The following is a 17,535-nucleotide window of genomic DNA, read 5'->3' on the forward strand; positions in this document are numbered from 1 at the left end:
CAAGACCTGAACGAAATTCTCACGGCTCTTCGGAATCTTCTTCCACCGACTACAAAAATCTTTTCTGTCATGACGCAGAACGCGATCGTCATTCGTGGGACACCCGATGAGATCATGCTTGCAAAAAGCCTGATCCAGAGCCTGGATCGGCCAAAACCTGAAGTGTTGATCGACGTCTACGTCATGGAAGTCAGAAAGGATAAGCTGCGCAACATTGGCATCTCACTTCCAACCTCGCTTTCGGTGACTTCCAGTTCCTCGTCAACGCTCAATTCGATTGGCAGCACCTCGTCGTACAGCTATTCCATCGGTCAGGCGGCCGTAGAGCTCCTGCTCACCGATTCAGATACGCGTGTACTGCAGCAGCCAAGTATTCGAGCGATCGATGGCCAAAAGGCGATGCTGAAGATCGGACAGAGAATTCCGATCGCGACAGGAAGCTATACGACGGCGACATCGACCTCATCGTCCGCGGTACAGACTCAATTTCAATATATCGATGTAGGAGTGAATCTCGATATCACGCCTACCATTCATCAGGATCGCGACGTGACCATGAAGCTCGCTGTAGAAGTCTCGTCGCAAAGTGGCAGTACGACGATCAGTGGTGTCTCTGAGCCGATCATCAGTCAGCAAAAAGCTGAACAGATGGTGCGTCTGAAAGATGGAGAAGTCAATATCCTTGCCGGTCTGGTTCAGAAACAGAGCAGCCGAAGCGTGGGTGGAACGCCTGGTCTGGGCGAGATTCCGGCAATCAAATATATGTTCAGTACGCAGGAGACAGAGACAGTGGATGACGAGATCGTCTTCATGCTGGTCCCTCACGTCGTCCGCACGGTCGAGGTCAATACCGGCGCGGCGCAGGAGATTGAGACGGGCGGTTCCGAGTCGATCCAATTGAACCGGGTTTCGGTCCCGCAGGCCTCACAGCCATAGCATTGGAACCCTACTCCACCCTCAAGGCGCGGACCGCCCTGCAAGCGCAGAAAGGATGGATGGGTGCTCCGATTTACACTTGACAAGATTTTTCGCGCGGGTAATAGTCTTCCATGTTCATCAAGAGACAGATGTTCACGTTGTAGAAATTCTTACTTTCGGCCTTATCCCCTGTCCTGTGTTCCGAGCTGAGTAACTTTCAAAGGAACTGGGAAGATGCGAATTTTGAAAGGCGCTGTTACTTCGGAGAAGCGCACTCCGGTCGTTTTTCTTCATGATGCGGCCATCGATGAATTTATTTCGTCGATGTTGCTGACCGTGATGCCGGGCATCGACCTGCTCGGTATTGTCGTGATCAATGCGGACTGCATTGCCGATCCTGCCATGCAGGCATCGTCTCGATTGATGCAGTTTATGAACCGCGCCGGTATTCCGGTGGCGCTGAGCCGTGCGCGCGGCTGGAATGCCTTTCCGTGGTCATATCGCGGAGATTGCGTTTCATTCAATGAACTCCCCAGCCTGAAGCCCTACACGCCGCATGTGTCCACACCTCCTCCCGATGGAGAGGCGTTGCTGGCGAAGCTGCTGCACGAAGCTATCCAGCAGCACACGCCGATAACCCTCCTGATGACTGGCCCCATGACGCCGTTGGTGGATGTTCTGGGAAAGAACCCACTGCTGGCAACCGGCATCGATCGGATGATCTGGATGGGAGGAGCGATTGAGGTTGATGGCAACATCGACCCCCATACGACAAGCGATATCGTGGCGAACAAACATGCCGAATGGAATGCCTTCTGGGATCCCTATGCAGTTCACGATGTCCTCCAAACCTTCGGCAATATTCAGATGTTTCCGCTGGACATCAGTAATTCGGCTCCAGTGAGCGAATGCTTTCGAAACGCACTCCAAGAGCAGGGGCAGAAGTACCGGTATTCGCAGCTTGCGTATGAGGCGTACAGCCTGGTCACCCAAGAGCCGTTTTACCGGTTGTGGGATGTAACCGCTACCTGCTGGCTGACGCGCCCCGACCTCTACACCCCATCGACACCAATGCCATTAACGATTGAGCAGTGGGGTTTTGAGCAGGGCTGGATTCATAAACCGGTCAGCCCGGGATCGGGAAAACCTCAGGACGTCTTCTTCAGCTTCTCGAACATTCAAGGCTTCTACCAGTACGTTTTAGAGCTGTTAGCCACCGACGGCAATTAGATCAAAGACCAGAACTGCCATGGGTGGAACGCACTTCCGTGCCCATTTACGGGCGAACTTGCGCACTACAGGAGCAATGATGAAATCAATGCAAACCGTTCTTTCGGCCCTTGTGGCTATGGCGGTCATGACGCCGCTTTGGGGGCAGGCCCCGGTAAAGCCGGACTCCGCGGCGTCACTCGCGTTTCGAGATGCGGTTGTGTCCGCGCCGAAAAAGCCAAGCACACCAGTCTTCAAGCTCAGCCACGACTATCCCCGCAGCGTGCCTGATACATGCCCGGAATGTACGTGGCTGAACATCAATGTGAACTTCGGCACGAAATTCCCTCCACAGAAGGTGGAGTCGCCACAGTGGCATGGCCAGCACTGGGATGAGTACATCCAGGCCATTCTCGATTATGTGAAGCAGGGGCAGGACCCCCAGTTATCGAACGATGTGGGCTGGCGCACCAAGGTTGATGGGAAGACCCGCTGGTACAACGTGCCGTGGATGGCATACGACCCCACCGCGGGCCGCGAGTATGTGCACGGCACGACGAACGAGCGCACGGCAACGGTCGGTGATTTTTTGAAGGCTCCGGGCAGCGGACCTCATGTTCAGTTCTTCATGGCCGGTATGACGGAGGCCTGCAAGACCGAGTATCCGTGGGGCTTTGAGTCATGGTCGGTTGGTTATTACAACGAGTACGGTGGCTACGCGCTTGGTCATACCGTTCCGCCCACCGGTGTGCCGCAGATGGGAGAGTACCTTGGCAGCGCGGTACCGGCAGGGCTTCCATTCCCCAAAGGAACCGTAGTGGTGAAGGTGCTTACGTCGAATGTGCCGGTGGATTGTGTGCCGTTCCTGCACGGCTCGCCGGAGTGGATGGTCGATCGCCATAAATACACGAAGGCCAAGGGCTATGAGTGTGATCGCGAAGTGCAATCTGACCATGTCGTTCAGGTGGATGTGGCGGTGGTCGATCCCCGCTCGCCATCGCGCTGGGTCTATGGCACCTTTGCCTATGACGGTGATACGCAGGGCAACACCTTCTGGGATCACCTTGTGCCTGTCGGCCTGCAATGGGGCTCTGATCCATGGACCTTCCCCGCAGTTCCGGAGTCTGCCAGTCTGCCATTGCAGCAGAGCGCGATCAATACAGACATCGGCACCTTCCAGCATCTGGGCTGCAAGGACCGTCTCGCGGGGCCTGTTGATAATCCCCAGTCGTCATGCACGTCATGCCATGCCAGCGCGTATGCCGCACCGAAGGGAGTTGCCGGCGTTATGGGCGTAAATGTCCCGCCAAGCTTTGGGTTCGACGGCATGTGCCAGTCCTACTCGCTGGAAAATGCGGCGTACTTCCAGAACCAGTCTTTCCCGCAGCGTTTCCCCGGCGGACAGTACAGCGATGCGTTCTCTCTGGACACGTCGCTGCAGCTCGCTGTGGCCTTTACGCAGTATGGCTACTTCAATACCGACCATGCTCCGCAGGCCTGCACTGATCCAAACCAGATCAAGCCTGCGCAGCAAAAAGTGGAAATGCTCCTGAAGATGAGGAAGAAAGCGGTGACGAAATGAAGAATGTATCCCGGCGTAACTTTATGGCGCTGGCCGCAGGAGCTGCTGCCAGCGCGGCAGCCCCGAAGGGCAACGCGCAGCATCCAGCAGAGCACCACATGCCTATGGAGGAAGCGGATGTGCTGCCTCTGCAGCCAAATGAAGAGCACTTCGAGCCCGCCTACACCCTTGAAGTGAAGTGGAAGACCATGACCATCGATGGTCACAGGGTAAAGGTTCGCGCCTACAATGACATGATCCCAGGACCGCAGATCATCGCTAAACCGGGCACCACCGTGAAAATCCGGGTGAAGAACAAGCTGACCCGCTATGACTCGAAAGACTGGGGCGGGGACATGAACGTGCCCCACCTTCTGGACCACACTAACCTGCATTTGCACGGACTGGACGTCGCGCCGCACATCTTTGAACCGTTGGGCACCAGCGACGTAACCGCTCCGATGATCTCTATCGGACCGGGTGAGTACAAGGACTATCCGTTCGTCATTCCTCCCGATCAATCGCCGGGGTTGAACTGGTATCATCCGCACGCCCATGGTTCCACCGCGGTGCAGGCTGTTTCCGGGATGGCAGGCGCCGTCGTTGTTCCTGGCGCGATCGATGAAGTGCCTGAGATTAAGGCGGCCAAGGAGCACTTTCTGGTGGTGCAGGACATCGGTCTCTTCAAGACCGATGAGCCGCACGCTGACTACACCGAGAGCTACGAGCCCAGGCAGAATGCCATCTGGCAGACTTTTGCCAAAGACAAATCCGAGTCAGTCACCATCGATGGAAAGCCCACAGATCCTCCACAGAGCTGTGGTTTCACCACCGGCGACTATCATCTGCGCTTCTACATGCTTAACGGCGTGCCATTCTTCAGGGAAGAGCACAACTTTGAGAAGCCACTATCTCCCAAGCATAAGCAGTTGGAGCCGCATGTCTTCAAAATGCGTCCCGGCGAAGTGGCACGCTTCCGCATGTTGAACGGCTGTTCTGATCTGATGATGCCGGTCCAGGTGGAAGAGCACACCATGCACCTGATCTTCCGCCCATCACCCGTGATGGCCCAATCCGCCCGGATGAGGTTGTGCGTAAGCGCAGGTTCCTCTTCAGCGGACGTTTCCCTGGAGAGAAGAACCCGGTGGTCGGGATCGACTTCATGATTAACAACCAGCTCTACGACGAGTTCGCCGTGCCTACAACCGTATATCTCAATACCTGTGAGGAGTGGACCATTGAGGTTCCGGACTCAGCGCGCGGTGGCACGGAAGGCCATCCCTTCCATATCCACGTGAACGACTTCGAAATTGTCTCGGTTGCCGGCATTGAGCCGCAGCATCGTCTGGTCCAGGACACGATCTGGGTCGCGCAGGATACGGCGACGGTGATCCGCATGCGTTTCAAGGAATGGACAGGGAAGTCCGTCTTCCACTGTCACATCCTTCCGCATGAAGACACCGGCATGATGCAGAACTTCCTCATCCTGCCAGAGCACCCGAAACATCACCATCAACGCACGATTGAGTCGCTCGGAGAGAAGAATGGCTAAAGAGCTCTCCTACGCTGAAGACGTCCGGAGACGCCATGGTGGGGCAGGTGATGCAGCAGGATCAGTTCAAGAAGATTCAGTGGCACGCTATTCGCAATGCTTCCGATCCACAGATCCCAAACACACCTCCCCAGACGATTGAGGAGGCAGACAAAGAAGCCGGGAATATCTACTCCACGTATGGGGTCTTTACGACGGCTGCGAGTGTTATCACCACGTGGGCAGTGATTGATGCTGCCTTCAATTCGTAACCAGGCAGGCATGTCGCTTTCCCAAACAAGAATGGCCGGATGTTACCAGGCATCCGGCCATGGTTTTGTTGGGGGGAGCTACCTGTCTCGAGATGCTATTTCGGCGGGATGTATCCCTGCTCCGCAAGGCGAGCTCCCATCTGGAGGTATGCGCCTTCCTCCCGCGGCTGCAAGGTAGCAAGTCCATCGACGTAGCGGTTGTACATGCAGAATGCCGCCGCTATGAGAACGGTATCGTGAATTTCAAGATCTGACGCTCCGGCGTCGCGGGCCGTCTTCACCATATCCGGCGTAACCTTCTTGCCGTCGATCTGGACCGCGGAGGCGATTGCCAGCAGCGCCTTCAGCTTCTGTGAGATATCCGCTGCTTGAAAATCGGTCCATACATCTTCTAGAAGAGAGCGGTCGCCCCCATTCAGATGAGTGGCTGCCGCGCCATGGCTCATCTTGCAGAAAGTGCAATCATTGCGCGAAGACACAAAGGCGGCGATGAGTTCGCGGTCACGGGAGCTCAGGTCGGTATTGCGTCCTGAGGTGTATAGCAGGACATGCGCCAACTCACGCATCGGGGCCGCTGTCTCCGGACGAAAGGCAAAACCCGAACTGATTCCTGGAAGGTTCTCGGGAAGTGGGATGTGTGGCATATCTCTCCTTATTACTCCGCTGCCGTGGACTGCAGGGTTATGGTGTTCAGTTCTGCTTCTTTAGTGCTGTATCGGGGGAGTGCGAAGTTCATGAATGCGGCAATGACCGCGGTCACGGAAAGAATAAGGATCGCAGCGGGACGATAGCCGCCCATCTGGTCATACAGCCGGCCTATAAGTACAGGCCCGACCGCTCCTCCCATGGCATACGCAGTCCATGTGAGTCCGTAGAGAGTGGCGAAGCGGCTCTGCCCGAAATAGCGCGCTATCAGATAGGGTCCGATATCTCCTTCACTGCCCATGCTGAACCCAAGCAGCACGGCGCCTGTAATGCCCATCGCTGCGTTTGTTGCATACGCGAACAGCGTGATGCCTGCTCCAGCAAGCAGAAACATGAGAAATGAAAGTGTAGGTGCATGGAAGCGATCGAGCAGCCAGCCCGTCAACAACCGTCCGCCGATGCCGGCCGCGCCCAGACAGGACAGCGCCAATGCTGTATTGGAACCGCTGACGCCGCGTTCGCTCAGGAGAGCAGCCAGGTGCGAGAGCACACCATTTGCTCCAAAAGCGCCGAGCAGAATGGATCCTGCGATCAGCCAGAAGGTTGCCGACCTGAACACGCTCGAGAGGTTCGTCGTTTGCTTCTGCTCAACCGGGTGCGACGTTCGGCCAGGCATATTCCGCAGAAACGCTGCCGTCAGAGGAAGGCCCAGTAGCGCCAACAGCCCAAGGGTGAAATAGCCGGCACGCCATCCGCGGGTTTGGATGACATACTGTGCGATCAGCGGCAGCAGAATCGATCCCACTCCGCTGCCGGTCAGCATGAGCGCCAATGCGGTTCCACGCATGGTGCGGAACCAGCTTAGAACAGCCCTCGAGTAGGACAACTGAGCGGTTCCATTTCCGACAACGCCAATGATGAAGTAGGTAAGGTAGAAACGGCCTAACTGCGGTGTAAGGCGGCTGAGAGAGAGAAGGGCGCCCGAAAATACGACGATACAGGGAAGCACTACTCTGCGAGGCGGGACGCGGTCAAGCAGCATGCCGATGCCGGGCGAGAAGACCGCGACGGTCATTGCCGCGATCCCAAAGGTGCTCGAGATGGCCTCGCGCTTCCAGCCAAACGCGGCATGAAGAGGAGCGATAAAGAGGCTGAAGGTGAATGGGACAATCGCGGCAAAGCTGAACATTACCCCGAAAAACGCTGCAAGCACTACCGCCCAACCGCTGTACCGCAGAGATCTCTCTGGATTGGGTAATGTGCTCGCCACGTGTCAGGCCTCTTTCGGGATGACAGGAGCATGATACGCGTGACTAGCTTATAAATAAGAGTCTCGGGTGGCGAGAAGAATCTGGATTCCTGATCCCACTTGCTGAGACGTACCTATTGGCGTAGAGAATTTAGACGAATTAAAGGCGAATCCGAGCGTTGCTTTGCATCGCGAGGAATCAGGCGTTAGCGTAACCGGAATATCAAAGAACCAGGGCGGAAGGAATGCAGATTAAACGAGCAATCGAAAGAGTGCCGGGCGGCATGATGGTCGTCCCTCTCTTGTGTGGAGCGACGCTGGCTACCTTCGCTCCGCACGCAGCCCCGTTCTTTGGGTCTTTCACCAATGCGTTGTATACCGGAGCTCTACCGATCCTCGCCGTCTTCTACGTCTGCATGGGGGCGCGTATTTCGCTCGGCGCCCTGCCGCAGTTGCTGAAGAAGGGCGGAGCCTTGATGACCACCAAGGTCGCTCTAGGGTTTCTCGCCAGCTTTGTCCTTGGGCATCTTATTGGCATTGACCCCGTTCGCACCGGATGGTTTGCAGGGCTCTCCACGCTTGCCGTCGTCGCCGCCATCAACGATACCAATGGTGGCCTCTACATGGCGCTGATGGAGYAATACGGCCAGCCGGCCGACTCGGCAGCCTATACCGTAATGACGCTTGAGTCGGGTCCATTCCTCACCATGGTCTCGCTTGGCGTGGCCGGTCTGGCAGCCTTCCCCTGGCAGACGATGGTAGGAGCGATCCTGCCTCTTGCAGTCGGGATGCTTCTTGGAAATCTTGATCACGAGATGCGCCAGTTTCTCTCACAGGGCGTGTCGGTCCTAATCCCATTCTTCGCATTTGCAATCGGATGTACGCTTGATCTGCACCGCGTCGCGACCGCCGGATTGCTCGGCCTCACCCTCGGGGTAGTTTTAGTGCTTGTCAGCGCCGTCTGCCTTATAGCCGTGGATCGCCTCATCGGAGGTGACGGCACCGCGGGAATTGCCGCAGCAACCACAGCAGGCAATGCTGCGGCTGTGCCGATGCTGGTAGCGGTTGCTAACCCCAGGTACGCGGCCGCAGCGGCATCTGCTACTGTGCTCGTCGCCTGTTGCGTTATCGTAAGCAGCCTGTTGGTTCCTCCGCTCACGGCCTTGTGGAAGACGCGCGTCGTCCGTCCTCGGGAGACGCCTGAGCCTCTTTTGTCACAGGAAGGTCAGGCAGTTGCGGAGACCTCTGACTCTAGCCGATGATCTTACTGATGCGGCTGCCCCGCCGGGGAGCCCAACCATGATTAAGCCAAGGAAGAGCTCATGACTCCAATTATTGCCATCACCATGGGAGACGCAGCGGGTGTCGGCCCGGAGATCATCGTCAAAGCCCTCATGCACAAAGAGGTCTATGAGCGCTGCCGGCCACTGGTCATTGGGGATGCCCGCCGGCTCAGACAGGCCGCTGAGATCGTTCATGCGGAGCTCACTGTTCATCCCCTGATCGAAGAACGCCTCTCTGAGGCCAGTTTTACTCCCGGAGTCATCGACTGCATTGACCTTGCCCTGATCCCTGCCGATCTGCCATGGGGCAAGATCTCTCCGATCGCCGGAGATGCAGCCTACCGTTATCTCAAAGTCGCCGCCAGACTCGCGATGAACGGCAGCATTCAGGCCATCTGCACCGCTCCCCTTAATAAGGAAGCACTTCATGCAGGCGGTCATCTCTTTCCCGGACATACCGAGCTGCTCGCGTCACTGACCGGTGCGGGGGAAGTCTCGATGATGCTCTCGACGCCGAAGTTGCGCGTCGTGCATGTCACAACTCACATCGGTCTTATCGATGCCATCGAGAAGATCGATGCCGGTTTGGTTGAGCGAACCATCACCCGTGCTCACGCGGCGCTTGAGCGTGCCGGAATCCGGGATCCTCGTATCGGTGTGTGCGGCATCAATCCTCATGCCGGCGAAAACGGACTCTTCGGATGCGGGGAGGAAGGCGAGAAGATCGTCCCGGCGGTAGAGGCGTGCAGGAGCAAGGGGTGGAATGTTAAGGGTCCGCTCCCTGCAGACACCCTGTTTTTCCTGGCTCAGCGTGGTGATTTCGATATGGTGGTCGCCATGTATCACGACCAGGGGCATGGGCCAGTGAAAGTCCTGGGGCTGGAATCAGGGGTAAACATCACACTCGGACTACCGGTGATTCGTACCTCCGTCGATCACGGGACGGCCTTCGATATTGCCGGAACCGGACAGGCCGACGAGCGCAGTCTGCTCGAAGCCATCAACCAGGCCATTCAATTAGCAACAGTTGGAAGCGAAGTTGCTTGAGTTGCGGTGAGCCCTAATTGTTTCTTAGACCTGCAGACCAATAAGCCGCATTAGCTCGACGCCATTGCTCTTGGTGACTACGCCTTCTTGCAGAAGGAAGTCGAACTGCATCTTCCCGTCCACGATGGCATCCTGAAAATGCATATTTCTCAGGATGCCGTCTTCGTGATCCATATGGGTGAGCGAGAGATCGTGTGTCGTCAGAATCCCGATCGCGCCCGCCTGTACCAGTTCACGCATGACACCTTCCGCACCGATGCGGCGATCTTTCGAGTTGGTTCCTTGCAATAACTCATCCAAAAGAAAAAGCACCGGTGGCCCGGGCTGCCGCGCAAGACTGCATATCGCCTGAAGCTTTTCGATCTCGGCATAGAACCGTGAGGCTCCACGCTGAAGCGAGTCATTGACCAGTAGGCTTGCACCGATCCGGAGCGGCGTTAATTGCATCTGCTTTGCCCGAACCGGGGCACCGCATAATGCCAGCACTGTGTTGATGCCCACAGTACGCATCAACGTGCTCTTGCCGGACATGTTGGAGCCGCTGACTAGCAGCACTCTGGCGGGCTCACCGATGTCCACGCTGTTCCGGACGCACTTCGCCGCCGGAATCAGCGGATGGCCGAGAGATTCGGCATGGAAGCGACCCGGCCCATCGACAAAGGTAGGAAACGGGTCTTCAGGATGTTCGTAGCTGTAAGTGGCCAGTGAGAGCAGCGCCTCCATCTCCCCGAGGCTGTCCAGCCAGGAGGCAAGCGCATGCCCATGTCGCTCGCGCCAGGCATGAATCGCAAAAGCAAGCTGCACCGTGTACATCAGTGGAAGATTGAACAGCTTGACGAATGGATTTGCCAGCGCCTCCAGGTAGTCGACGATCTTTCCCAACTGCGCAATGGCTTCAGAGGCCGCGATCTGCTGTGAGAAAAGTTGTTTTTGGACGCTCTGAAGAGGGGGCCCTTCGAAAGGCTGCTGCTCTATCTTGTGCAGCAGCGCGGAAGCGAGTTTCAGATTCTGAAAGGCTTTGTCGGTGCCGTCGAGTGTCAGCGCTATCGGGCGTTTCAGATACCGTACAAGACACCACTGCATCACCAGCACTGCGAACAAGAGACCGATGAAGCCATGTGTGAGCCAGAAAGCCGTCGCACCAATCGCAAGGAGTGTGAGTCCTGTGGCAAGCCAGCGAAGCCAGATACTGGCGAATGCGTGGGTCGATGCTCCCCATTGCTTGAGCGATTCAGGCCATACCCCGATAGAAATGGCCTCGCCCGTGACCGCCATCTGTTCTCTGAAATTCAGTTGACCTCGAAGCTCGGCTACTGCGTTCTGTCTCTGATAGATCGTCTCGAGTGACGGCACGTGAAGCAGCCAATCCAGCAGGCATTGCTCGCCCATGCGGGTTCGTGCCACGCAGAGCAGCTCGAACAGGCTTCCTTTCCCAACGATATCCAGGTCCCTGGCGTAGAGACTGGATGTAATCGCCTGCTCCGGTAGTGAGCGTTCCGTGGTTCGCGGCCAGTCGTCTCCAATCCGTGCCAGGCCCTTGCTGTAAAACTCTACGGCTCGGCGTTCGTCCGCCTGCCGGCGCAGGACGCGGGAGTGGTAAACCGCGACCGCGATAAATAACAAGACGGGAATGCCGGAAAGCCAGACGGATTGATATGAGTGGCCGCGCGACAACCAGGCGATAGCCACCGTAGCGGCGATGAGTAGCAGCTTCAGATAGCCGAGCGCAATATGCCTGCTCTCACCATGAAGGTCCTTCTAAAAATCTCTTGATTTAACGGAACATCGTTGTAGTGTTGTACGTAACTAAAACAGCGCATCGGTCGGCGATGCAAAGAAGGTGCTCATGGACCAGCTTTGGGATGACGGTCAGCCCATTTATCTGCAGCTACGCGACCGCATTGTTGCCATGTTTCTGGATGGCACGTTGCGCGAGGGTGACCCGCTGCCCTCGGTGCGGAACATCGCCGCGGAGTACAGAATTAATCCCCTGACGGTCCTGAAGGGCTATCAGGAGCTTGTCGATAGTGGTCTGGTGGAAAGCCGTCGTGGGCTGGGGATGTATATGCTGCCCGGAGCGCGCGATCTGCTGTTGCAGGCCGAACGCCAGCGGTTTTTGACCACGCAGTGGCCCAGGGTCGTAGCGACCATCCGTCGCCTGGGGCTTCGCCCCGAAGAGCTTTTGAAAACGTTGAAGGAGGCGCAATGACTGCCTGCATTGAAGCGCAAGGACTCCGCAAAACCTACGGATCGACCGCCGCTCTCGGCGGGGTGGATCTCCACGTTGAAGAAGGCCGTATCCTCGGTCTGATTGGGCCGAACGGGGCCGGAAAGAGTACAACGCTTGACGCCATTCTTGGGCTGATTCCTTATGAAGGCTCTCTTCAAGTGCTGGGTCTGAACCCCTGGACGCAGCGCGAGACGTTGATGCAGCAGGTCGCCTTCATCGCCGACGTGGCCGTACTGCCACGCTGGATCCGCGTCGATCAGGCGCTGGATTATATGGAAGGCATTCATCCGCGCTTTGACCGCGCCAAGGCTGAAGCCTTTCTGGCAAAGACCTCCATTCCGCCCAAGGCGCGTGTGAAAGCCCTCTCTAAGGGCATGACTGCGCAACTCCACCYGGCGCTGGTCATGGCCATCGACGCCAAACTGCTGGTGCTGGATGAGCCGACGCTCGGCCTCGACATCCTGTACCGCAGGCAGTTTTACGACTCGCTGCTGAACGACTATTTCGACCATCGCCGCACCATCCTGGTCACGACGCACCAGGTGGAAGAGGTGCAGCACATCCTGACCGATGTGCTCTTCATCCAGCGCGGCAAGATTACTTTTTCTTCCAGCATGGAGGCGTTCGAGAGGCGCTATGTCGAGGTGATGGTTCGGCCAGAGAACCTGAATGCGGCCCGCGCGCTGAAGCCGGTCTCGGAGCGGCAGGTCTTCGGCCGCAGCGTTCTACTCTTCGACGGCCTCGAACCCGAGAAGGCCGCAACACTCGGTGAAGTCCGCACCCCGAGCCTTGCCGATGTATTTGTAGCCATGATGACGCTCCAGGGAGGGATCCAATGACCAGCGCCGAAACTCTTGCCATACCTTCTGTTGAGACAGCAAAGACGGTAAACGCACCGCGCCCCTTCTACTGGTCCATCCGTCGTGAGTTGTGGGAGCACCGTTCTGTCCTGTTTGCTCCCGCCACAGTTGCCGCTGTGATCATTGCCATCGGGATTGTCCGCATCCACTATTTCACCGGGCTCATCTACAACGGAGAGTTGAGGTCTAATGGGAGCAGTAATATCCAGGATATTGCCATCGGCATGTTCCTCATGACAGCCGGTCTTGTCATCATTACCGCCACTCTGACGGGCATCTTCTATTCGCTCGATGCGCTGTTGAGCGAGCGTCGTGACCGCAGCGTCCTTTTTTGGAAGTCACTTCCCGTGTCGGACCGCACTGCGGTGCTTTCTAAAGCGATCATTCCCATGGCGGTTCTGCCGGTAGTGGCATTTGCTGTTACTCTCGCCATGCATATCCTGCTGGCGTTGGTCCTCTCGGTCGGTCTATTGATATTCCGGCAACCGCTGAGCAGCTTATGGAGCCAGCTTCCGTTCTTTCAGATTCAGGCCTTTGTGCTCTACGTCATCATGACCTGCACACTGTGGTATGCGCCTATTTACGGCTGGCTGCTGCTGGTCTCAAGCATCAGTCCCCGGGCGGCACTCATATGGGCGGTGGTACCTTTCGTGGCAGCTGTCGGGCTGGAACGCTTCGCCTTCAGAAGCGAGTATGTCGGTCGTTGGCTGGTGTACCGTCTGGCCGGAGGTGTGCAGGCCGCCTTCCACTATGCCACGAAGCACAATGGTTCGATCGGCCTGAAAGATGCGACGCCCCTCTTCTACCTGGCGGAGCCGGGGCTCTGGATGGGGCTTGCAGCTTTCGCGATCTTCCTCTTCCTCTGCATCCGGATGCGCCGTTTCCAGGGGCCGATCTAGAGTTCATGCTCAGTACGTAGGGGCAGGGCGGCGAAACTCGGGGCTTATCTACTTCGCTTGCATACGCAAGGCGCCGTCCAGCCGGATGGTCTCTCCGTTGATCATGATCTGCTCAAAAATGGAGCAAACGAGCCGTGCAAACTCTTCTGGCCGACCTAGCCGGGAAGGGAACGGAACCGACTGCGCCAGCGTGTCCTGTACCTCCTGAGGAAAGCCGCTCATCATCGGCGTCAGGAAAAGCCCTGGAGCGATGGCCACAACCCTGATTCCGCTGCGTGCAAGCTCCCGCGCTGCCGGTAGTGTTAGCCCAACAACCCCAGCCTTCGATGCCGCATACGCTGTCTGTCCGATCTGTCCCTCGAACGCAGCGATCGAAGCGGTGTTCACAATCACGCCTCGCTCTCCATCTGCAGTCGGAGCATTCTGAGACATTGCGGCAGCCGCCAGGCGCAGCATGTTGAACGTGCCAATCAGATTGACCGTAATGGCTTTGGTGAAGGTTGCAAGCGAATGAGGGCCATTCTTTCCGACCACACGCTCACCCGGTGCGATACCCGCGCAATTTACCAGCCCGTGTAATGCGCCAAACCGTCGCTGAGCTTCCTGAACGGCATTCAGTCCATCGGCCTCACTGGTCACATCCGTAGGTACATAGACGGCGGACTTTCCCAGCTCCCGCGCCAGAACGTCGCCTGCGGCATTCACATCTGCGAGCACCACAGAGCCTCCGCGACTTACCAGCTCACGCGTCGTTGCAGCTCCAAGGCCTGAAGCAGAACCGGTGACAAGAAATGTTCTTCCCGCAATCTCCACTCGTTTACCCCGACGTTTCCTGGTTGGTGACATCCTGATAGCGGACGCTATAAACTGCACACCACTTCGCGCGGAATGGCGAGACCCAACTTAGTGAATCCGAAAACCGCTGTCAACCTTGTGTTCAGCCGATGGAGCAATGGTGATCATGACCGGCGGAACAGGACTTCTCACTGATCAGGAAGGCGATGGCACATCTCTTCTCTCTTACAGCCGAGCAGCAGGAAATCAGCAATGTAGCGAAGAAATTCGCGGCCACAGAGATTGCTCCGCACGCCCTCGAATGGGACCAGGCAAGACATCTCCCATTAGATGTCATCCGCTCCACCGCGCCTCTAGGCATGGGGGGGATCTATGTACGAGAGGATGTGGGCGGCAGTGGACTCGATCGGCTYGATGGTGTGCTGATCTTCGAAGGTCTGGCGACAGGATGTCCTGTGATCTCCGCTTATATCTCCGTTCACAACATGGTTGCCTGGATCATCGACACCTTCGGCGATGAATCCCAACGAAAGGCCTATTTACCCAGATTATGCTCCATGGAGTCGATGGGAGCCTATGCGCTGACCGAGCCTTCGTCTGGATCCGACGCCGGAGCTCTCTCTACGAAAGCCGTCCGCGATGGCGACACATACGTTCTGAACGGGGTCAAGCAGTTCATCAGTGGGGCCGGTATACCTGGCAACATCTATATCGTGATGGCCCGTACCGCGGATACAGGCAGCCGGGGGATATCTGCGTTTCTGGTTGAGGATGGAACGCCGGGTCTCTCCTTTGGAGTGCTTGAGAAGAAGATGGGCTGGCATGCTCAGCCGACCCGTCAGTTGATTCTTGAAGATGTGCGTGTTCCCGCGCGGAGCCGGATCGGGGAAGAAGGGCAAGGCTTCAAGATCGCCATGGCGGCGCTGGATGGCGGCCGATTGAATATCGCGGCATGTTCGTTGGGCGGTGCGTCTGCGGCGCTGGAAAAGACGCTCCATTACGTTGCAGATCGCCATGCATTCGGAAAACGCCTGGCCGACTTCCAGGCTCTCCAGTTCAGGCTTGCCGATATGGCAACGGAACTCGAAATTGCGCGAACATTCCTATGGCGGGCCGCCGCATCTCTCAGCGAGCGTAGCCGTGATGCCACGGTCCTGTGCGCAATGGCGAAGCGATTTGTGACCGACGTGGGCTTTCACGTGGCCAATGAGGCTCTTCAGCTTCACGGCGGTTATGGGTATCTGTTGGAGTACGGGATTGAAAAGATCGTCCGTGATCTGCGCGTCCATCAGATTCTTGAGGGAACAAATGAAATTATGCGGCTGATTGTGTCCCGGAGTCTTATCGAGGACCCCAAGTGAGCGAGGTCGAAATCCGGGTCGAAGGCGCTTGCGGCCGTTTGACTCTGAATCGTCCCTCAGCGCTCAATTCACTGACGCTCGCGATGGTGCGAGAGTTCAAAGCCGCCCTACAGCAATGGATGGAAGATCCTGCAGTTAAGTTCATCCTGCTGGATGGCGCGGGTGAGCGCGGACTATGTGCGGGTGGCGATATCCGGGCTTTATATGATGCAGCCCGATTGGGGCGTCTGGAGGAAGCGGCAACTTTCTTTCGCGAAGAGTATGAACTAAACAGTCTGATCGCCGGTTATCCAAAGCCATACATCGCGTTGATGGACGGCGTTGTGATGGGCGGCGGCATCGGCATTTCAGCCCATGGCTCACTGCGCATCGTCACGGAGCGTTCCATCCTGTCAATGCCTGAAACGAGAATCGGATTTATTCCCGACGTGGGCGGGACCTATCTGTTAGCCATAGCTCCGGATGAACTGGGAACCTATGCGGCACTGACCGCCAGTCGTTTAGGGCCGGCGGACGCGCTTCTACTTTGTCTAGCCGACTTGTTTATACCTTCAAACGAGATCCTCTTGGTGATAACGGAACTAACGCTCTGCAGGACTGCACTGGATGCGCAAGAATTGGTCCGCAATAAGAGTGCAGCTCCACCACCTGGTTCTTTGGAATCGCAGCGCCATTGGATTGGCCGCTGCTTCTCAAGGCAGACAATAGAAGAGATCCTCGACAGCCTGGGCGAAGAAACGGACGATGTGGCCAAACGTGCCCTCGTGGAGATCCACAAAAACTCGCCTATGGCGCTCAAGGTCACCCTTCGCGCTTTGCGGGATGCGCGGCACAAGGCTGACCTTGGCTATTCTCTGCAGCAAGAGTACAACCTTGCCATGGCTTGTCTGCAACATCCGGACTTCCTGGAAGGAGTGCGCGCAGCACTTATCGATAAGGATCAACAGCCTCGCTGGTCTCCCGTTGATCCTGCTCGCGTTAGCAGCGACCAAGTCGATCAGTTTTTTCAGAACAACGAATTCCCACCCTTAAATCTGGGTCATGCGTACTCACAACGAGGGGTGTCCGGCGGCGATCGTAGAAAATTTGAGTAGAGGGAAACTATGGCGGAACAACAACTAAATCAAGCCGAAACATTACTGATCGAGACTCGCGGCCGTGTAGCTCTCGTCACGCTGAATCGCCCCGATGCTCTGAATGCCCTCAATCGGAAGGCAATGCAAGAGCTGGCGGAGGCGACACGGCACTTCGACCGCGACCCGAATATCGGCTGCATCGTGATCACTGGTTCTGAAAAAGCCTTTGCTGCCGGTGCCGATATCAAGGAGATGCAGTCGCAGAGCTTCATCGACGTATATCTTGCTGATTGGTTTTCTGGATGGGAAGAGCTGACGCGCACTCGCAAACCGATGATCGCCGCAGTCTCCGGCTATGCGCTGGGAGGAGGATGTGAATTGGCGATGATGTGCGACATCATCTATGCTTCGGAGACGGCGAAGTTCGGTCAACCGGAGATAAAGCTCGGTGTTATTCCAGGCATGGGCGGCACGCAACGGCTAACGCTCGCCCTTGGCAAATCGAAAGCGATGGAGATGTTTCTCACCGGTCGCATGATGGACGCGGCCGAAGCCGAAAGGAATGGCCTCGTCGCAAGAGTCTTTCCGCCCGATAGGCT

18 protein-coding genes are annotated in these 17,535 nt (G+C 56.9%); 14 read left to right on the forward strand and 4 right to left on the reverse strand.

Annotation, left to right across the window (positions count from 1 at the left end; all coding sequences use genetic code 11):
* The 6 genes from AB4043_RS09260 to AB4043_RS09285 form a co-directional block, all read left to right on the forward strand.
* Window positions 1–936 (forward strand): type II secretion system protein GspD (locus AB4043_RS09260; RefSeq protein WP_442306920.1); only part of this gene is annotated, 936 nt, incomplete at its 5' end.
* 216 nt (window positions 937–1,152) lie between these two features.
* Window positions 1,153–2,148, forward strand: coding sequence for a nucleoside hydrolase (locus AB4043_RS09265; RefSeq protein WP_442300743.1), 996 nt, complete (start codon window positions 1,153–1,155; stop codon window positions 2,146–2,148).
* An 88-nt stretch (window positions 2,149–2,236) separates the two neighbouring features.
* Window positions 2,237–3,709 (forward strand): hypothetical protein, encoded by a 1,473-nt coding sequence (locus tag AB4043_RS09270; protein WP_442306921.1) that lies wholly within the window; start codon window positions 2,237–2,239, stop codon window positions 3,707–3,709.
* Window positions 3,706–4,854: a multicopper oxidase domain-containing protein gene (locus AB4043_RS09275; RefSeq protein ID WP_442306922.1), complete on the forward strand. Its 1,149-nt coding sequence runs from the start codon at window positions 3,706–3,708 to the stop codon at window positions 4,852–4,854. The genes AB4043_RS09270 and AB4043_RS09275 overlap by 4 nt, the downstream gene beginning before the upstream one ends.
* Complete coding sequence (locus AB4043_RS09280; protein ID WP_442306923.1) at window positions 4,833–5,240, forward strand: multicopper oxidase domain-containing protein; 408 nt, start codon at window positions 4,833–4,835, stop codon at window positions 5,238–5,240. Before AB4043_RS09275 ends, AB4043_RS09280 begins: the two co-directional genes overlap by 22 nt.
* A gap of 35 nt (window positions 5,241–5,275) precedes the next feature.
* Entirely contained in the window at window positions 5,276–5,491 is a 216-nt protein-coding gene (locus AB4043_RS09285) for a hypothetical protein (RefSeq protein ID WP_442300746.1), read from the forward strand.
* Between the two features lie 95 nt (window positions 5,492–5,586).
* Here the strand turns inward: AB4043_RS09285 and AB4043_RS09290 are convergent, their stop codons facing one another.
* On the reverse strand, window positions 5,587–6,135 hold the full coding sequence (locus tag AB4043_RS09290) for a carboxymuconolactone decarboxylase family protein (protein WP_442300747.1): 549 nt from the start codon (window positions 6,133–6,135) through the stop codon (window positions 5,587–5,589).
* An 11-nt stretch (window positions 6,136–6,146) separates the two neighbouring features.
* On the reverse strand, window positions 6,147–7,406 hold the full coding sequence (locus tag AB4043_RS09295) for an MFS transporter (RefSeq protein ID WP_442306924.1): 1,260 nt from the start codon (window positions 7,404–7,406) through the stop codon (window positions 6,147–6,149).
* 224 nt (window positions 7,407–7,630) lie between these two features.
* On the opposite strand from AB4043_RS09295, the gene AB4043_RS09300 reads away from it, so the two are divergent.
* On the forward strand, window positions 7,631–8,647 hold the full coding sequence (locus tag AB4043_RS09300; RefSeq protein ID WP_442306925.1) for a 2-keto-3-deoxygluconate permease: 1,017 nt from the start codon (window positions 7,631–7,633) through the stop codon (window positions 8,645–8,647).
* Between the two features lie 60 nt (window positions 8,648–8,707).
* The gene (gene pdxA, locus AB4043_RS09305; RefSeq protein ID WP_442300750.1) at window positions 8,708–9,715 is read left to right on the forward strand and encodes a 4-hydroxythreonine-4-phosphate dehydrogenase PdxA; all 1,008 of its coding nucleotides are present in this window, start codon (window positions 8,708–8,710) and stop codon (window positions 9,713–9,715) included.
* Between the two features lie 24 nt (window positions 9,716–9,739).
* On the opposite strand, the gene AB4043_RS09310 is transcribed toward pdxA, so the two are convergent.
* Complete coding sequence (locus tag AB4043_RS09310) at window positions 9,740–11,404, reverse strand: MutS-related protein (RefSeq protein WP_442306926.1); 1,665 nt, start codon at window positions 11,402–11,404, stop codon at window positions 9,740–9,742.
* A 157-nt stretch (window positions 11,405–11,561) separates the two neighbouring features.
* Here AB4043_RS09310 and AB4043_RS09315 point away from each other — a divergent pair, with 157 nt between their 5' ends.
* The 3 genes from AB4043_RS09315 to AB4043_RS09325 are packed head-to-tail and all read left to right on the forward strand — an operon-like array spanning window position 11,562 to window position 13,704.
* Window positions 11,562–11,924, forward strand: a complete 363-nt coding sequence (locus AB4043_RS09315) for a GntR family transcriptional regulator (RefSeq protein WP_442300752.1) — start codon at window positions 11,562–11,564, stop codon at window positions 11,922–11,924.
* Window positions 11,921–12,784 carry an ABC transporter ATP-binding protein gene (locus AB4043_RS09320; protein WP_442306927.1) on the forward strand — a complete coding sequence of 288 codons (864 nt, stop codon included), beginning with the start codon at window positions 11,921–11,923 and terminating at the stop codon, window positions 12,782–12,784. The genes AB4043_RS09315 and AB4043_RS09320 overlap by 4 nt, the downstream gene beginning before the upstream one ends.
* Window positions 12,781–13,704, forward strand: coding sequence for an ABC transporter permease (locus tag AB4043_RS09325; protein ID WP_442300754.1), 924 nt, complete (start codon window positions 12,781–12,783; stop codon window positions 13,702–13,704). The genes AB4043_RS09320 and AB4043_RS09325 overlap by 4 nt, the downstream gene beginning before the upstream one ends.
* 48 nt (window positions 13,705–13,752) lie before the next feature.
* On the opposite strand, the gene AB4043_RS09330 is transcribed toward AB4043_RS09325, so the two are convergent.
* Window positions 13,753–14,550: a 3-hydroxyacyl-CoA dehydrogenase gene (locus AB4043_RS09330; protein WP_442300755.1), complete on the reverse strand. Its 798-nt coding sequence runs from the start codon at window positions 14,548–14,550 to the stop codon at window positions 13,753–13,755.
* 155 nt (window positions 14,551–14,705) lie between these two features.
* On the opposite strand from AB4043_RS09330, the gene AB4043_RS09335 reads away from it, so the two are divergent.
* From AB4043_RS09335 to AB4043_RS09345, 3 genes are all read left to right on the forward strand, one after another.
* The gene (locus AB4043_RS09335; RefSeq protein WP_442300756.1) at window positions 14,706–15,860 is read left to right on the forward strand and encodes an acyl-CoA dehydrogenase family protein; all 1,155 of its coding nucleotides are present in this window, start codon (window positions 14,706–14,708) and stop codon (window positions 15,858–15,860) included.
* A complete protein-coding gene (locus AB4043_RS09340; RefSeq protein ID WP_442300757.1) occupies window positions 15,857–16,954 on the forward strand; it encodes a 3-hydroxyisobutyryl-CoA hydrolase in 1,098 nt (365 codons plus the stop codon). The genes AB4043_RS09335 and AB4043_RS09340 overlap by 4 nt, the downstream gene beginning before the upstream one ends.
* A 9-nt stretch (window positions 16,955–16,963) precedes the next feature.
* Window positions 16,964–17,535: enoyl-CoA hydratase-related protein (locus tag AB4043_RS09345; protein ID WP_442306928.1), on the forward strand; the 572-nt coding region annotated here is incomplete at its 3' end.

Source organism: Terriglobus sp. YAF25, assembly GCF_052113305.1.
Classification (GTDB): Bacteria; Acidobacteriota; Terriglobia; order Terriglobales; family Acidobacteriaceae; genus Terriglobus.